Consider the following 16,857-nt stretch of genomic DNA (forward strand, 5'->3'; position numbering starts at 1 on the left):
GTCGTTATGTTAACTTACTTGTCCGGTGACGCGAACGCGTTTTGAAGTCGATGGACCTTCTTTGGCTTTTTCGGCCGCAAGGCGTTTTTTCTCGCGCTCGTCGAGGTAGTTTTTCCCCGCGATGAGTAAGCCCAATCCGATAAAAGCGCCAGGTGGAAGAACCGCAAATAACACATTCGGATAACTCTCAAAGACGGTCCATTTCCAATGCACTGCGGCATCGCCAAACAGCAGCTGCATATCTGAAAATAGGGTGCCTTGACCAATGAGTTCGCGCATGGCGCCAAGGGCTACCAGAATGGCCATAAAGCCTAAGCCCATCATAAAACCATCAAGTGCCGACGGTAACACCGGATTACGGCTGGCAAAGGCATCGGCACGACCTAAAATCGCACAGTTGGTGACGATCAAGGGAATAAATATCCCTAGAATTTGATACAGCTCGTAGGTGTAAGCCTGCATGATCAGTTCGATACAGGTGGTAAAAGAGGCGATAATCATCACAAAGGCGGGCAAGCGCACGGCGTCGGCCACGTAGTTACGAATTAACGACACAGCAATGTTTGAACCAACTAACACCACCAGTGTCGCCAAGCCAAGTCCCAATGCATTCACTACCGTGCTGGTTACCGCCAGCATAGGACACAAGCCGAGTAATTGTACAAGGGCGGGGTTATTTTTCCAGATACCGTTATAAATGATTTCTGCGTAGTTGGCGCTGGGTTTATTGCTTTCTACGTTGTCTTGTGTATTTTCAAGGGTAGAATCGTCGGCGGTTATTTCGTCGCTTGTTTTCATCAAAATGTCCTAATACGCCAGCAGCGTATCTTTGTGTTGTTCAAAATAAATAAGCGTGTTTTTTACCGCACGAACCACGGCTCTTGGTGTAATGGTCGCGCCAGTAAACTGGTCGAATTCGCCACCGTCTTTTTTCACACCCCAGCCTTTGCGGCTCGGATTATCTAGTGAGGTATTGGCGAAGCTTAGTATCCAATCTGATTTTTTTAGATCAACCTTGTCGCCAAGGCCAGGAGTTTCTTTGTGGCTGATGACGCGACTGCCGGTGACGATACCGTCTTTATCGATGGCAACCAGCATATCAAGGTTGCCGTTGTAACCACGAGGGGCGATGGTCTCAAAGATAATCCCAGTGACTTTGTTGTCTTTACGAGCAATGTGAATCTTAATACCGGTGGCGCTGCCAAGCAACGGATCAGCAGGCAAATAAGCGGTGTCTTTGGTAAGGTCGTTATCGTAACGCTCAGCGGGCAAAATATCGTTAAATGCGGCAATTTGGGCATCTAGAATGTTGTTTTTGATAGTGCCATCGGTCAATTGATGAGTAATAGAGATAAGCCCTGCGGTTAATACCGCAAAAATAGCCAAGCCTAAACTGTTGCGACGAATGGAGGCAAGTAATTCCATCAGTGATCTCCTCCTACTTTTAAGCCACTTTTGGCTTTTTTATGACCGTAGGCTCTTGGTTGTGTGTAGTAATCAATTAACGGAGCCGCGAAGTTCATTAACAGCACGCCAAAGGCCACGCCATCTGGGTAACCGCCCCAAGCACGAATAATGTAAATCAACACACCAATGCCTGCGCCATAGATCAATTTCCCCTTGTTGCTGGTACAAGAGGAGACCGGGTCAGTGGCAATAAAAAAGGCGCCAAACATGGCGGCGCCTGTGGTCAGGTGAAACCAAGGCGTAGCAGTTTGATCCATATCGACTAGGTGGAATACGCCAGACATCACAAACAAGGCGCCCAATACCGCCACAGGCGTATGCCAAGTGATGATGCGTAAGGCGATGAGCCCCAAACCGCCGATCAAGTAGGCAAGGTTGACCCAAAGCCAGCTATTTACACTAGCGGCTTGTAAGGCCGGCAAGCTGGCGAAAGCCGTTTCGCTGTCGAGTAGATCCTTGTGTTTAAAGCCATCCAATGGGGTGGCCATGGTGTAGCTGTCGATAACTGGAAGCTGGTGGAATATGGCCTGCAGGCTTTGCATAAAAGAAAGCGTGTTGCCGGAAGCGACCAGCTCGTGAACACCTATCCACTGGCTCATGGGCACAGGAAAAGACACCAGCACGATGGCGTAACCCACCATGGCTGGGTTGAACGGGTTATTTCCTAAGCCGCCATAAAGCTGCTTGGCGAAAATAATCGCAAAGGACACGGCAGTAACCGTCACCCACCAAGGCACAGCGGGTGGTAAGGCGACACCAAGCAATACGGCGGTTAATAAGGCGCTGTAGTCTTTAAGAAAGAAGCTCACAGCTCGACGACGAACCGCCAAAATAGCCGCTTCGCTCGCAAGTGCGGCGACACAGGCCACCATTAAATTTATCAATGTGCCCCAGCCGAACAGCCAAGTTTGTACAACAATGCCAGGAATGGTCGCTAAAATAACCATTTGCATTACCCAAGACGTTCTGTGACCGGCGCGTTGAGTATGGGGTGAGGTGATTCTCAATAAAGCCATGTTAGCGATTCTCTTGGGTGGAGTTTTGCGATTGAACTAGAGTGTTTAACAAAGCTTGCGCCGTCTGCAGTCGCTGTTTAGCCGCGTCTATTTCCGCTTGAATTGCCTCGGCTTCTTCTGGGGCATTGGCTAAGCGCTTCGTTAATTTATTGATTTGAGCATTGGCCAGAGCCACGGCAATTTTCTCTTTTTTGACTTGGCCGGCTAAGTCTAGTTCGGCAGCACTAGCGGGTGTAGCTGGGCTTGTCGCTTTGGGTGTAACGGAACCTGAGCTACTTAAGGCTTGTTCTAATTCGTCGGCTCGTTGCTGTGCATCTTTTAGTTGCTGTCGAATAGCGTCCACTTCGGGTGCTTGCATTTCTTCGGCTTTTTTAAGCGCCTTTTCGACTTTTTTCACGGCCGCCTTGGCGATGGCGGCATCGATTTTAGCTTTTTTAGCCGCATCGTCCACGGGCACTTTGGCCACGGAAGGTGCACTTTCGAGCACAGCCGCTAATTGCTTTTCCAACTCGGCGACGAGGTTTTCTTGATCTGTCACTTGAAGTTGCAACGCTGAAATGTCTTCTAAATGCTCATTCTCTTGAGCGTCTAGAAGTTGCTTTTGCAGCTTTTTCAGTTTTGATTTACCGATCGCCACATCTACTTTGAGTTTCTTCGTATCGTCTACGGCGGGCGAAGCAGGCGCGGCTGTTTTGCTTGTCGGTGCTATGGAGTCCGCGACAGGAGCGGCTTTTTTCGGTTCAGCGGATTTGGCTGTTGTGGCTTTTTGTCGAGCCAGTCGTTTGGCTTCTTTTTCGGCTGCCTCCGCTTCTTGGCGTGCTTTACGCGCTTCAAAGCGTTGTTTTGCTAGATCTGATTTTACGTTAGCTTCGCGAGCGTCGCGGATGCTGCTTTTTGTGTGTCGATAATATTGCACCAAGGGAATACTGCTAGGGCAAACATAAGAACAAGCGCCGCATTCAATGCAGTCAAACAAGTTGTAATGTTCGGCTTTTTCGTGTTCTTGGCTTTTGCTAAACCACAAGAGTTGTTGTGGTAATAAGCTGGCGGGACACGCCTGTTCACACATTCCGCAGCGAATACAGGCTTGTTCCGGAGCCGGTGCAGGAAATTCTTTTTTGCTGGCGGCCAATATGCAGTTAGTGGTCTTTACGATCGGAACGGCGGCGGAATCAAGCGTGTAGCCCATCATGGGGCCACCAAGAATCAATCGATTTAAGCGGCTGTGTTGGACGTCGGCGTATGCCAGTAAATGCTCGATCGGCGTGCCCAGTAAGACTTCAACATTTTGCGGCGAGGTCAGCGCTTCACCGGTTAAGGTGGTGATACGGGAAATCAGCGGCTTGCCGAGATAAATAGCATCGTGTACGGCAACACAGGTGCCGACGTTTTGACACAAAATACCCATGTCGGCGGGGTGTTTGCCGCTAGGCACTTCTTGACCCGTGAGCAGTTGAATTAACTGCTTCTCGCCACCGGAAGGGTATTTTGTCGGTACAACAGCCACTTGAATGTTGCTGTTTCGTTCGGCAATTACCGCATTAATCGCTGTTATAGCTGTCGGTTTGTTGTCTTCAATGCCGATAATGACCTTGTCGGCTTGGATAAGGTGTTGAAAAACCTCAATGCCTGAAATCAGTTCATGGGTCTTTTCACGCATTAGGGTATCGTCAGCCGTGATGTAGGGCTCACATTCAGCGGCGTTGATAATAAAGTGCGAAAGGGTGCTTTTTTGAGCGCCTTGCAATTTTACTTGCGTTGGAAAACCGGCGCCGCCCATGCCAACGATGCCCATGTTAGACAAGTAAGCCAATATTTCAGCTTTGTCGATGCTCTGCCAGTTGTTTAAGGGCTTGAGCTCGGTCCAGCGATCTTCTCCATCGGGGTGCAACACAATGCAAAGGTCACTTAAGCCAGAAGGGTGCGCGATGGGGCGCTCTTCAATAGCGGTGATGGCGCCAGACGTTGGAGCGTGTAAATAACTGCTCAAAAAGCCATTACTGGTGGCTATTACGTCCCCTTTTAGTACTTTATCGCCCTGATTGACCACGGGGCGAGAGCTTTGGCCGATGTGCTGACCAAGGGGCAGTATTAACTCAGAAGGCAAGCTTGGTCGACCCAAAGGCAATTGCAAAGATTGGGTTTTGTTTTCTTCTGGGTGAATGCCACCGTGAAACGAAAATACTTGAGCTGTGTTCATGAGTGAGTACCCTCCGTTTGGCGATCGGTGGCGATAATATTGAGCGATGTTGCTGAAATACCTTGAGGTTTGTCCCATGACCAGGTTTTGGTGGTGACGCCTACGTCTATCATGTCAATGCAATCCACAGGGCAGGGTTCAACACACAAGTCACAGCCGGTGCATTCGTCTGCAATGACGGTGTGCATTTGTTTCGCTGCGCCCAAAATTGCGTCGACAGGACAGGCTTGAATACACTTGGTGCAACCAATGCATTCATCTTCTCGGATGACCGCTACGCGTTTGGCGGTTTCTGTGCCGTGATCGCCGTCTAACGGGATGGCTTCCACGTCGAGTAGATCCGCAAGGGCCTGTATAGTCGCCTGTCCGCCGGGCGGGCAATGGTTGATCGCTTCGCCATCAGCAATGGCTTGTGCATAGGGCTTACAGCCCGGATGACCACATTGACCGCATTGAGTTTGTGGTAATAGGGCGTCGATCTGATCGACAATAGGGTCGCCTTCCACGTGGAAGCGCACATTGGCGTAGCCCAAAATGCCGCCAAAAATCAGCGACAAAATCACCAGCACACCAATGGCCAAAAGAACGGTTAACATCTCAGCTCCTAAATCTGCACAAGGGCGGTAAAGCCCATAAAGGCCAGTGCCATTAGGCCCGCAGTGATCATGCCAATGGCCGATCCTTTAAACACCGTGGGCACGTCAGCAACGTTGATGCGTTCGCGCATGGCGGAAAATAGAATCAACACAAAGGAGAAACCGACCGCAGCGCCAAATCCATACAGAATGGATTCGACAAAGCCATTTTGTTTACTGATGTTTTGCAGCGCCACACCTAATACCGCGCAGTTCGTGGTGATCAATGGTAAGAAAATACCCAAGACGCGATAAAGCAGCGGGCTGGTTTTGTGAACCACCATTTCAGTAAACTGCACCACCACGGCAATAACCAAAATAAAAGAAATAGTTTGCAGATACTCAAGACCAAAAGGCTGCAGCACATAGGTGTACGTAAGATAGCTGCACAGGCTCGACAAGGTAAGCACGAAGGTGGTCGCCATCGCCATACCGATTGATGTTTCCAGTTTCCCAGACACGCCCATGAAGGGGCAAAGCCCCAAAAACTGCACCAACACAAAGTTGTTAACCAAAATCGTGCTGACCAATATCAGGAGATATTCAGTCATCTCAAGTCCAAAATATGCTGTAGATTCGTTGATTTTAAATGCTTTTGAGTAAAAGCATCTTTGAGCGTCACTATACCCATCTTGTTATAACTAACAAGACTAAACCGGCTCGATGTTTAGTCTTATTTGGAATATATATAATAAGTTATGCTTATATAAAATGAGTTTATCAGAACTTTTTCATGTAGATGCCCACTATTTGAGTGGGCATCTTGTTTACGCAGAATGACCTGAATCAGATCAAAGTTACATGACGCGCTGGCCTGGTTTGGCGCCCGCATGAGGTTCAAGTAGGTAGATGTCTTCCCCACCTGGACCTGCTGCTAGCACCATGCCCTCTGACAAACCAAACTTCATTTTACGTGGCGCTAAGTTGGCCACCATGACAGTGTATTTGCCTTCAAGGTCTTCGGGTTTGTACGCAGACTTAATGCCAGAGAAGACGGTGCGCGTTTCGCCGCCAATGTCTAAAGTAAGTTTAAGCAGCTTATTGGCTTTTTCAACGTGCTCGGCTTTTGTAATAAGTGCAATGCGCAAATCGACTTTAGCAAAATCGTCAAAAGTGATTTCGGCTTCAAGCGGCTCTTTACTCAATTCCGTTTCGAAGGCTTTGGGCTGTGCTGCTTCTTTCGCCGCGGCTTCCGCCTCGGCTTCTTTTTTACCTTCTTCGATCATGGCATCGATTTGTGCTTGTTCGATGCGTCCCATCAAGGGTTTGAATTTATTGACAGTGCGACCAAACAACAAGTCATTGCGGTTGTCCCACGTTAGCTCTTTGTCTAAAAAGGCTTCCGCGTCTTCGACCATGTGCGGCATTACGGGTTTCAAGTAGGTCGCGAGAATGCTAAACAGATTCAGTGCGACGGTACAAACCTCTTGTACTTTTGGCAGAGTGGCTTCGTCTTTCGCCAATACCCAAGGGGTTTGTACAGCGATGTATTCGTTAGCAACATCGGCAAGGCGCATGATTTCACGGACGGCTTTGCCGTATTCGCGGTTTTCAAAGTGATCGGCAATCATGTCGCCCGCGTCGATGAAGGATTGGATCATCTCGGCTTCACTGACGGTGCTGGCCAATTGGCCATCGAACTTCTTACCAATAAAGCTGGCAGTGCGGCTGGCAATGTTGACCACTTTGCCGACGACGTCGGAGTTGACGCGCTGGATGAAGTCTTGCAGGTTTAAGTCGATGTCGTCCACGCTGGCGTTCAATTTAGCGGCAAAGTAGTAGCGCAAGTATTGTGGGTCTAAATGATTCAAGTAGGTACGGGCTTTTATAAAAGTACCGCGCGATTTAGACATCTTGGTGCCGTTAACTGTCACATAACCGTGAGCGTTCACCTTGGTTGGTGTGCGGTAGCCTGCACAATCCAGCATCGCAGGCCAGAATAAGGCGTGGAAGTTAATGATGTCTTTACCGATAAAGTGGTACAGCTCGGCGTCGGAGTCTTTCGCCCAGTAGTCATCGAACTCCAGCCCTTCAGTACGATCACACAAGTTTTTAAAGCTCGCCATGTAACCAATTGGTGCGTCTAGCCACACATAAAAATACTTGCCTGGCGCGTCGGGGATTTCAAAACCAAAATAAGGTGCGTCGCGGCTGATGTCCCACTCTTTTAAACCAGAATCGAGCCATTCTGCTAACTTGTTGGCGACCTGATCTTGCAAAGTGCCGCTGCGAGTCCATTTCGCCAGAAACTCTTGAAAATCGGGTAATTTGAAAAAGTAATGTTCAGACTCTTTTTCGATGGGGGTCGCGCCCGAGTAAACAGAGCGAGGGTTGATCATTTCCATTGGCGTGTAGGTGGCCGAGCACACTTCACAGTTGTCGCCATACTGATCTTCGGCTTTGCATTTAGGGCAGGTGCCTTTGATGAAGCGATCGGCTAAGAACATGTCTTTTTCTGGATCGTAGGCTTGCACAATAGAGCGCACAGAAATTTTGCCATTGTCGCGCAAAGCAGTGTAAATGCTGTTAGAAAAGTCGCGGTTTTCTTCGGAATGGGTCGAATAATAGTTGTCGTAACCGATCAAGAAATCGTTGAAATCGGTCATGTGTTCTTGGCGTACGCCGTCGATTAATTGCTCAGAGGTAATGCCCTGCTGATCAGCTTTGATCATAATCGCAGTGCCGTGTGCGTCGTCGGCACAGACAGCGGTACAAAGATGGCCGCGCATTTTTTGAAAACGCACCCAGATGTCGGTTTGGATGTGTTCCAGCATGTGCCCTAAATGGATGGAACCATTTGCGTAAGGAAGGGCGCTGGTGACTAAAATTTTGCGTTGCGATTGTGCCATTTTTGATAAGCCTGCTGGATTAAAAAAGGTCGGATATTCTATCAATAATTAGAGGGGAATGACGAATCATTCCGCTGGCTAACAAGTGGATAGTGGTTAAAGGCGTAATTATAAGTCTCAACCCATAGTGTGCAAGCGTTAGACTTGCTTTTCCGCAATTTGCCCCCACCCTTTGCTGTTACCTACGGTTATTACGACAACCCATTTATTTTGCCGCTGCTTAGGAGCACAACATGTCTGCCGATGCCCAACAATCTTCCGCTTTGCTGTCGACATTAGAAAATCTTATCGATGAAAATACCGAACGGCCGTATGGTGCGGTTTGGCATCTCGTTGAGGACGACACCCGTGTTCATGTCACCTTGACGCTTGGTTACCCAACACAAACCGAGCAAGCACGGTTAGAACACGTTATTACGCCGCTTATCGGTGATCGTGCGCTCACATTAGACATTGAGTTAGACATTAAGGCCCAAGCGACTCAAGGCAACATCGATGGATTAAAAGGGGTGAAGAATATCATCGCCATCGCATCCGGTAAGGGTGGTGTGGGCAAGTCGACAACGACCGTAAATTTGGCGTTGGCCATGGCCAAAGAAGGCGCGCGAGTCGGCATTCTTGATGCAGATATTTACGGCCCAAGCCAAGGCATGATGCTGGGATTTGCCGAAGGCACTCGCCCTCAAGTGCGCGACGACAAGTTTTTTATTCCACCAAAAGCTTACGGCGTGCAAGTGATGTCGATGGCTTTTTTGACTACCAAAGACACGCCTGTCGCCTGGCGTGGCCCCATGGTGACCGGCGCCATGATGCAAATTCTGACGCAAACCGATTGGGATGATTTGGATTATTTGTTCATCGACATGCCACCGGGTACGGGCGATATCCAACTCACACTGGCGCAAAAAGTGCCCGTGGCAGGATCGGTTATCGTGACCACGCCACAAGATATTGCATTATTGGATGCCCGCCGAGGCATCGAGATGTTTAATAAAGTGAATATCCCCGTGCTAGGCGTAGTGGAAAATATGTCGACTCATATTTGTTCGAATTGTGGTCACCACGAGGCGATTTTTGGCGATGCCGGTGGGGCGAGCTTAGCCGCAGAATACGATGTGACCGTGTTAGGGCAATTGCCATTAAGTTTATCGATTCGTGAACAAAGTGATGCTGGCAAACCTGTGGTGGAAAATGCCCCAGAAAGTGAGGTGGCTGGCATTTATCAGTCGATTGCCCGCAAGCTTGGTGCTACCCTTGCGGCTCAACAAGATCCACTTAACAGTAAAGCGTTCGCCATGCCGACCATTGGCATGAGTGACGACTAAGGAAATCGAATGCGTTTGTGTGACCGAGATATTATCAAAGCCCTTGATGAGGGTGAAATTGTGATTGAACCGCGCCCTGATAACAGTGTTATTAGCGGTGTGTCTGTTGATTTGCGATTAGGAAACTCATTTCGTGTGTTTCAAGGTCACCCAGCGCCTTATCTTGATTTGAGCAGTTCAAAAGCCGATTTAAGCAAAGTGATTGAATCTGTGATGAGCGAAGAAATTTTGGTCGATGACGGTAAGCCGTTTTTTATCCATCCGGGGGAGCTTGTGTTGGGTGTCACCAAAGAATCGGTCACTGTGCCAGATTATTTGGTCGGTTGGCTTGATGGTCGCTCTTCGTTAGCGCGATTAGGTCTGATGGTGCATGTGACGGCACACCGTATTGACCCAGGTTGGAGTGGCGGCATCGTGTTGGAATTTCTCAACGGCGGTAAATTGCCCATTGCTTTAAGCCCAGGCATGACCATTGGGGCGATTAACTTCGAAACCATGTCTGGTGCGGCAGATCGACCTTACAACAAACGTGATAATGCCAAATACAAGGGCCAAACGTCTGCCGTAGGCAGTCGAATTTCAGGCGAAAATTAATGACAAGCTATTGTATTCTCATCGTAAAAAAGAGGCCCATGCCTCTTTTTTATTGATTTTTATCTGGCTAAGTGGCATTAATCATACTAATACTAACTTTATAGTCAGATTTTAACCGTAATCGTGCTTCATATCTTCTAATGAACCGCCGATTTTTCCCTCTTATAGCGGGCTATAAATACTTAAGAGTTTGCGTCTGAGAATTTGTTATTTGGATACGTTTTATGGATAAAAAACTCACTCTTCACCTTGCTGATGTGATGGAACTAATGGTTGATCCCGTTTGTGTGGTCGATCGTTTTGGGTACTTTGTGTTTGTCAGCGCCGCCTTTGAAACCATGTTTGGTTACTGCCCACATGAAGTCATCGGCAAGCGTATGATCGATATGGTTCATCCACAAGATAAGCAAGAGACGTTAGGTGTGGTAGAAACCATTATTGCAGAAAAGGTTCTGCCGGGAATTGAGAATCGATGGATTCATAAAGATGGTCGAGTGGTGAATGTGTTGTGGTCGGCAAGGTGGTCTGAAGAACATCAGGTGCGCATTGCGGTTGCCCATGACATTACCGAACGTAAAAATATGGAAGCACTTTTAATGCACGCCGCTTGCCACGATGACTTAACTGACCTGCCAAATCGCAGCTTGCTTCTTGATCGCCTAAAGTCGTCCATCACGCTGGCGGACATCAAGCAAACCGTATTTTCTGTACTTTTTATCGATATTGATGGTTTTAAGGGCATTAACGATAGCCACGGCCACGCTGTTGGGGATGCTTTATTGAAAAAGATCGCCAAGCGGCTATGCGGTTGTGTGCGCAAGTCCGATACAGTAGGGCGATTGGGTGGCGATGAATTCTTAGTTATTCTAAATGAATCCACCGATGTGGATCATGTCACCATGGTAGCGGAAAAAATTCGTCATCATTTGGCGAAAGATTTTAGTATGAATGACATCACGGTGAACGTGGCATCTAGCATTGGGGTCGCTCGTTACCCAGATGACGGCGATCAACCCCTTTCTCTTATTCACGCGGCAGACCATGCTATGTATTTGGCTAAGCATGGCGGTGGCAATAAAGTCGTCTTAGCCCAGTCATAAATATTGAAAATACGCACTCTCTATGACGAGTGCATAGGATTTCCTTTCTTCAAGTTGATTTCCGTTTTACTATCGTAAGATTGAGAGAATCATCAAGGATTAAGCTCAGATCAGGTCGGTTTTATGACTGACGTTGCTGGTAATCATTTAACACTATAGGAAACGATAATGGCGGCTTTTGGTAGCGTGTTTATGCCTGAAATGGCATTAGCAACATTCGATAATAATCAATGGAGTGAGGCAAGTGTTGTCACCTCAGACAGTATTCAGTTGCATCCGGGTGCTCACGTCTTACATTACTCCAGTACTTGCTTTGAGGGCTTAAAAGCCTTTCGTCATGCAGACGGCAGTGTGCATGTGTTTCGAATGGACCAAAATATTAAGCGTTTGGCACAGAGCAGCCGTTTGTTGTCTTTGCCTGAAGTAAATGAAGCACAAGTGTCTAAAATGATTTTGGACATTGTGGGGCAATACGCGAGCGATGTGCCAGAGCCACCAGGATCTATGTACATTCGTCCAACGCATTTTGGTACAGAAGCGGCGGTCGGCAAAGCCGCAGCGCCTTCCGTTACCTCTATGTTGTATGTGTTGTTGTCTCCGGTAGGTGACTACTTCACTGGTGGTGCGAAAGCGTTACGTCTTTTGTTAGATGAAACGGGCATGCGTTGTGCGCCGCACATGGGCATGATCAAAAGTGGTGGTAACTATGCCAGCGCATTAGGGCCCATTGCAAAAGCCAAGCAAGAAGTGCAAGCCGATCAAATCTTGTTCTGCCCAAATGGCGATGTACAAGAAACCGGCGCGGCCAATTTCCTGTTGATTGATGGCAACGAGATCATTACTAAAGCCCTAGATTCAAGCTTCTTACATGGTGTGACGCGCTCCTCCATTTTGACTTTAGCGGCCGATCTAGGCATGACAGTGAGCGAGCGTGATTTGACCGTGAGTGAACTTCTAGAGCGTGCGGCGAAGCCTGGTGTGGAAGCGGTACTTTCTGGTACGGCTGCGGTATTAACGTCTGTTGGAACTTTCATTCACAATGACAAAGAATATCAAGTAGGATCAGGCGAGCCTGGCCCTATGGCGCAAAAACTGCGTCAAGCACTGAATGATATTCAGTGGGGCAAGGCAGAAGACAAGCACAACTGGTTAACAAAGGTTTGTTAAGGTAAGTTGCTGTATTGCGAAAAAGTCATAAAGCAAAAAGGTCAACGTTGAGTTGGCCTTTTTTATTGCCTGTAAACCACAGGATGTGAATGTGGTAAGCTAAAAAATCGCTCTGCATGAACAACAAACAATAAACAACACAGATAAGACAATGGAAAATCGTTATATGAAAGAAACTCTAAGAAAACTGTGCTCGCCGATATTGAACCTCTTTGAAACGAGCGAGGGAGATTACGATTACAAAGCGTCGCACCGAACTATTTTAGTCGTATTGGGCTTGCTGTGTTTTGTTATCGCCTCGATTTCTTTCACGGTGACCATGATGACAGGAGAGTTAGCGGGTGTCATTCCGATCGCTTTGTTTGGTATCACTGGTATGGTGTGTGAAATCGTCGGGTTATTGGGTAATGATCGAGCGGTCGCCAGAATCTGGAAACGCCATTAGCCTAGTGAGTTTTTTTTAGATGTAAAAAAGGCGACTCTGCCGTCGCCTTTTGAGTGAGTTCATGTTTCGAACCGGATTTACGTCTGATTATAAGCTTTGGGTGTTACGACGCTTATTTACGGTCTTTGCCTTTGTGATGGCCCATGTCATCGCCGCACTCTTCCATGCGTTCTTGTTGCAGTTCAATCAATTGCTCTTTCTGAGCAGGCGTTAAGATGCTGAACATTTCATGTTGTTTGCTCATCATTTCAACTTGGCGCTCGATTTGCTTTTGCGCATTTTTCTTCGCTATTTCTGTGGCTTTAGCAGGATCGAATGAATCGGCTAATAGCAATTCGTTCATATTTTTCATGCGATCTTCGCGCATGCCTTCGTCTTGCTTTGGCTTGTCTTTGTGTTGGCCTTTCATGTCGTCACGGTTGGCTTTGCGCAAAGTTTTAAGCTGTTCTTTTTGCTCATCGGTTAGATTCAGTTCTTTCATCATGCTACGGTCGAAACCAGGACGGCATTCGTCATGACGATCTTTGCCACCGGCGTAGGCACTGCCTGCACTGATAACAAGTGGTAGAACAACAGAAGCTAAAATCAGTTTTTTTGCCATTTTCATAATGTCTTCCTTTTATCTTAAATAAAGCGCCTAAAATAGGGCGTCTTGGTTAACACAGGGTGAGATAAATATCGCGTCTCAGTGCATGTGAGTAGAATAACGTCTGTTAAGTAAAGCGGCGTATTGGCAAGGTAAAGTATCGTAAAGAGCACCGAGACAAAGATATTTGAACGTAAAATACTCCCAAACCTTATTGGCTCCATGAACAGGCTAGGAAAATAGTATGCCCCATATTTTAATCATTGATGATGACGTTGAATTGAGCGATTTGCTCAAAGAAGTGTTGTCTTTTGAAAGCTGCGATGTGTCCACCGCGTACGATGGTGTGGCTGGCTTGGCGGCGATGAACGACAGTATCGACTTGGTATTGTTGGATGTGATGATGCCAAAGTTGAATGGCTTTGAAACGCTGAAACAGCTGCGAGAAAAATGGGAAGTCCCCGTGCTTATGTTGACGGCCAAAGGGGACGAGATTGACCGAGTAGTAGGATTAGAATTAGGCGCAGACGATTATTTGCCTAAACCTTTTAGTGAACGAGAGTTATTAGCGCGGATTCGTGCCATTTTACGCCGTACCCAAACGACTAAAAGCACCACACAAAATGACTTTGTGGCATATCGAGACATCAAGCTGTATCCAGGTCGATTGGAAGCCTTTTGCAATGGCGACCTACTGGATTTAACCAGTACGGAATTTGCTTTGTTGCATTATTTTTTGTTGAACCCTGGAAAGGTGTTAACCAAAGAAGTGCTGAGTTTGGATGTATTAGGTAAACGTTTGGCCGCCTTTGATCGTGCCGTGGACATGCATGTGTCTAACTTGCGCAAAAAATTACCTGATTGGCCGAATGGTAAACCGCGTATCAAAACCTTACGTGGTCGAGGCTATTTATTGGTGGAGGGCGAGTGATGCGTTTGCCTCATATCACCAGTTTGTACGGGCGTATTTTTGCCATATTTTGGTTTACCATGTTTTTGGTGACCTTGGCTGTCTTGGCGTTGCCTCATTTTGACCCGAGAAAAACGCGGGATATTGAGCCCACTCATTTTGATCGCATGCTGGAAATCAGAGATCGTATGCAACAGGTGTTTGCGGACGAACGCGATGTAAAAGCCATCTTGAAGAGTTTAGAGGAGCGTTCTTACCGAAATACCGACGATGACAAGCGCCGGGTATTTCTAACGGATCTTGATGGCACCATTATGTCGGCTGATAGACGGAATGACCAAAGCTACAGATCTTTACGTAATTTTGTCTCCATGATCGATAACCCGCAACAGCCACAACAAAAGTTGTACGGTAAAATCTTGATCGCTGGGCCTTTGCCAGTAACAGTCGCGGGTGGTGACTATTTGTTGTATCTCGCAACACGTTGGAGTGCGCCACCTAATTTTTTGCTGCAATTATTCGATCATCCGTTTCGCTTGTTGCTGGTGGTCATGCTGATCAGCACGCCCTTTTTGCTGTGGTTGGCTTGGGCGTTGAGTCAGCCAGCACGGCGTTTGGAAAAAGCCGCTCAACGCGTGGCAAAAGGGGTCTTTGAAATTGATCCAGAATTAGAAAAAGGCACGTCGGAGTTTCGTCAAGCTGGCACCAGCTTTAATCACATGGTGGAAGCCGTGAACACCATGATTTGCCGACAGCAGCGTTTATTGTCGGATATATCCCATGAACTGCGTTCCCCTTTGACGCGTTTACGTATGGCTCAAGCCTTGGCAACGCGAAAATTGGGAGAAAGTTCGGATTTGACTCGCATAGATACCGAAGCGCAGCGTCTTGAATTGATGATTGGTAAATTACTGGAATTGTCTCGAGTACAAGTGGACAGCCACATCAAGCGAGAAGAACAACCGTTGTCGAGTTTGTTTGATGCCTTGTTAGCTGACAGTCAGTTCGAGGCGGAGCATATGGGTAAAGAACTACAGACCTCTGCTATACCAAATCGCCGCATCAGTTGTCATCCACAATTGCTCACCAGTGCAGTAGAAAACATGGTGCGCAATGCCATCCACTATGGTGAGCGTTGCATAAAAGTGTCACTAGAAGTGCAAGCAGATACCCTTTTACTACGTGTGGAAGACGATGGTGATGGTGTGCCAGATGAAGAGTTAGACTCTATTTTTCGACCCTTCTATCGAGTGTCGACCGCTCGAGACCGGCATTCGGGAGGCGCAGGCCTGGGCTTGGCCATCGCGGAAAATGCTATTCGCCAACATCAGGGGACGATTCGAGCGGCGCGTAGCGGATTAGGCGGGTTGTTGGTGGAGGTTTCTTTACCGCTATTGACCAAGTCCTAATTAAGGGTGTTAAGCAAAAGCAATAGTAGACAAAGCGAGCGTTTCAGCTCATATTAGATTCTCTTGCTTTGTCATTATGTGCCAAAGAGAAAAACACCATCAATAAACCAAAGGACATTCATGATTAACACAGCAAAAGAGTTTTTACTGCAACGCATTAGTATTTTCGCCAGTCAGCCATTTGATCCAAACTCAGATTCACAAGTGGTTAGCCTGCTTAAAAGTAAGTTTAATATCCGTTTACCACAACGACGTTCTATGAATGAGTCGTTATCTTCTACCGTAAGCGATCACGAAATCATTGCCCTGATCTTGAAATACCGAGCGATGAATTAAACCAGGCTACGAACTCACTTACGAACTAATTTAAGCCAGCCTTTTTCACACAGACAAAAATCGCGTTTCCAGACTGACCTTGCCATGGCGCAATTTTATCGTGCTCATGCTCAAACATCGTCACGTCAAAATATGGCGCTAGCAAATCTTGTAGTTCATCAAAACGAATGGCCACCATAGGATGTTCGTCCGTCCAGCGTTGCGTTGACGACTCGTCGGTTTTTTCGATGCTCAACTTCAGTGTTTGCTTTTCTCCCTCGCCTGAATAGTGCCACGATGAACCAAAGGTAAACACGCTCTGTTGATAGGCCACACTGTGTGTCGCAGTTAAACGATTGTCGATGTGTTGCTTGTCTACCGCGTTAAAGCAAAATACCCCACCGTCCGATAGTGCCTTGTACACACTAGCGATGCAGTTTTTTAGTTGTATCAGGTCGCCGCTGTAGTGAATCGAATACAAAAAACAGGTGATTAAATTAAAGGGTTCGGATACTTCCAGCTCACACATGTTGCCAAGGGTAAACTGGCCATCGGGACAGCGTAGTTTGGCGAGTTCGAGCATGGGTTGATTGATATCTACACCACTGCACACATAGCCTTCTTTTTGTAAAAACGCGATGTGTGGTCCAGTTCCACAAGCCAGGTCTAAATGCCGTTTTCCACCATTGCCAAACAGCTGATGAAAGCGATGGGCGCTGTTGCTTTGCGCTTGATAATTGATATCGGCACACATTAGATCGTAATAGCCAGATAAATCGGTGTAGAGCGCATTGTTGGACATGCTTGGGTCGCTTATGAAATTGTTATTTGGGAGGAAA

17 protein-coding genes are annotated in these 16,857 nt (G+C 47.4%); 8 read left to right on the forward strand and 9 right to left on the reverse strand.

Features of this window, described 5'->3' with window-relative positions; translation table 11 throughout:
- Positions 1-9: 9 nt before the first annotated feature.
- The 7 genes from J9B83_RS11455 to metG form a co-directional block, all read right to left on the reverse strand.
- Entirely contained in the window at positions 10-798 is a 789-nt protein-coding gene (locus J9B83_RS11455; RefSeq protein ID WP_236037263.1) for an electron transport complex subunit E, read from the reverse strand.
- A 9-nt stretch (positions 799-807) separates the two neighbouring features.
- On the reverse strand, positions 808-1,425 hold the full coding sequence (gene rsxG / locus J9B83_RS11460) for an electron transport complex subunit RsxG (protein WP_211536884.1): 618 nt from the start codon (positions 1,423-1,425) through the stop codon (positions 808-810).
- The gene (rsxD, locus tag J9B83_RS11465; RefSeq protein ID WP_211536885.1) at positions 1,425-2,483 is read right to left on the reverse strand and encodes an electron transport complex subunit RsxD; all 1,059 of its coding nucleotides are present in this window, start codon (positions 2,481-2,483) and stop codon (positions 1,425-1,427) included. Before rsxD ends, rsxG begins: the two co-directional genes overlap by 1 nt.
- Position 2,484: 1 nt before the next feature.
- Positions 2,485-4,683, reverse strand: a complete 2,199-nt coding sequence (rsxC, locus tag J9B83_RS11470; RefSeq protein WP_211536886.1) for an electron transport complex subunit RsxC — start codon at positions 4,681-4,683, stop codon at positions 2,485-2,487.
- Complete coding sequence (gene rsxB / locus J9B83_RS11475) at positions 4,680-5,279, reverse strand: electron transport complex subunit RsxB (protein ID WP_211536887.1); 600 nt, start codon at positions 5,277-5,279, stop codon at positions 4,680-4,682. Before rsxB ends, rsxC begins: the two co-directional genes overlap by 4 nt.
- An 8-nt stretch (positions 5,280-5,287) precedes the next feature.
- Positions 5,288-5,869, reverse strand: coding sequence for an electron transport complex subunit RsxA (rsxA, locus tag J9B83_RS11480; RefSeq protein WP_211536888.1), 582 nt, complete (start codon positions 5,867-5,869; stop codon positions 5,288-5,290).
- A gap of 246 nt (positions 5,870-6,115) precedes the next feature.
- Positions 6,116-8,167, reverse strand: a complete 2,052-nt coding sequence (metG, locus tag J9B83_RS11485; protein ID WP_211536889.1) for a methionine--tRNA ligase — start codon at positions 8,165-8,167, stop codon at positions 6,116-6,118.
- A gap of 233 nt (positions 8,168-8,400) precedes the next feature.
- Between metG and apbC the strand changes: the two genes are divergently transcribed.
- From apbC to J9B83_RS11510, 5 genes are all read left to right on the forward strand, one after another.
- Entirely contained in the window at positions 8,401-9,492 is a 1,092-nt protein-coding gene (apbC, locus tag J9B83_RS11490) for an iron-sulfur cluster carrier protein ApbC (RefSeq protein ID WP_211536890.1), read from the forward strand.
- Positions 9,493-9,501: 9 nt separating this feature from the next.
- Positions 9,502-10,086 carry a dCTP deaminase gene (gene dcd, locus J9B83_RS11495; protein ID WP_211536891.1) on the forward strand — a complete coding sequence of 195 codons (585 nt, stop codon included), beginning with the start codon at positions 9,502-9,504 and terminating at the stop codon, positions 10,084-10,086.
- 224 nt (positions 10,087-10,310) lie between these two features.
- Positions 10,311-11,186 carry a sensor domain-containing diguanylate cyclase gene (locus J9B83_RS11500; RefSeq protein WP_211536892.1) on the forward strand — a complete coding sequence of 292 codons (876 nt, stop codon included), beginning with the start codon at positions 10,311-10,313 and terminating at the stop codon, positions 11,184-11,186.
- Between the two features lie 168 nt (positions 11,187-11,354).
- On the forward strand, positions 11,355-12,353 hold the full coding sequence (locus J9B83_RS11505; RefSeq protein WP_211536893.1) for a branched-chain amino acid aminotransferase: 999 nt from the start codon (positions 11,355-11,357) through the stop codon (positions 12,351-12,353).
- 166 nt (positions 12,354-12,519) lie between these two features.
- Positions 12,520-12,798, forward strand: coding sequence for a hypothetical protein (locus J9B83_RS11510; protein ID WP_211536894.1), 279 nt, complete (start codon positions 12,520-12,522; stop codon positions 12,796-12,798).
- A gap of 112 nt (positions 12,799-12,910) precedes the next feature.
- Here J9B83_RS11510 and J9B83_RS11515 read toward each other — a convergent pair whose 3' ends face one another.
- Positions 12,911-13,405 (reverse strand): CpxP family protein, encoded by a 495-nt coding sequence (locus J9B83_RS11515; RefSeq protein ID WP_211536895.1) that lies wholly within the window; start codon positions 13,403-13,405, stop codon positions 12,911-12,913.
- A gap of 223 nt (positions 13,406-13,628) precedes the next feature.
- Here J9B83_RS11515 and J9B83_RS11520 point away from each other — a divergent pair, with 223 nt between their 5' ends.
- From J9B83_RS11520 to J9B83_RS11530, 3 genes are all read left to right on the forward strand, one after another.
- Complete coding sequence (locus tag J9B83_RS11520) at positions 13,629-14,315, forward strand: response regulator (protein WP_211536896.1); 687 nt, start codon at positions 13,629-13,631, stop codon at positions 14,313-14,315.
- Entirely contained in the window at positions 14,315-15,703 is a 1,389-nt protein-coding gene (gene cpxA, locus J9B83_RS11525; RefSeq protein WP_211536923.1) for an envelope stress sensor histidine kinase CpxA, read from the forward strand. The genes J9B83_RS11520 and cpxA overlap by 1 nt, the downstream gene beginning before the upstream one ends.
- Positions 15,704-15,823: 120 nt before the next feature.
- Positions 15,824-16,039, forward strand: a complete 216-nt coding sequence (locus tag J9B83_RS11530) for a hypothetical protein (protein WP_211536897.1) — start codon at positions 15,824-15,826, stop codon at positions 16,037-16,039.
- 25 nt (positions 16,040-16,064) lie between these two features.
- Here the strand turns inward: J9B83_RS11530 and J9B83_RS11535 are convergent, their stop codons facing one another.
- On the reverse strand, positions 16,065-16,820 hold the full coding sequence (locus J9B83_RS11535; RefSeq protein ID WP_211536898.1) for a class I SAM-dependent DNA methyltransferase: 756 nt from the start codon (positions 16,818-16,820) through the stop codon (positions 16,065-16,067).
- Between the last annotated feature and the right edge of the window lie 37 nt (positions 16,821-16,857).

The organism is Marinomonas vulgaris (genome assembly GCF_018145875.1).
Taxonomy (GTDB): domain Bacteria; phylum Pseudomonadota; class Gammaproteobacteria; order Pseudomonadales; family Marinomonadaceae; genus Marinomonas; species Marinomonas vulgaris.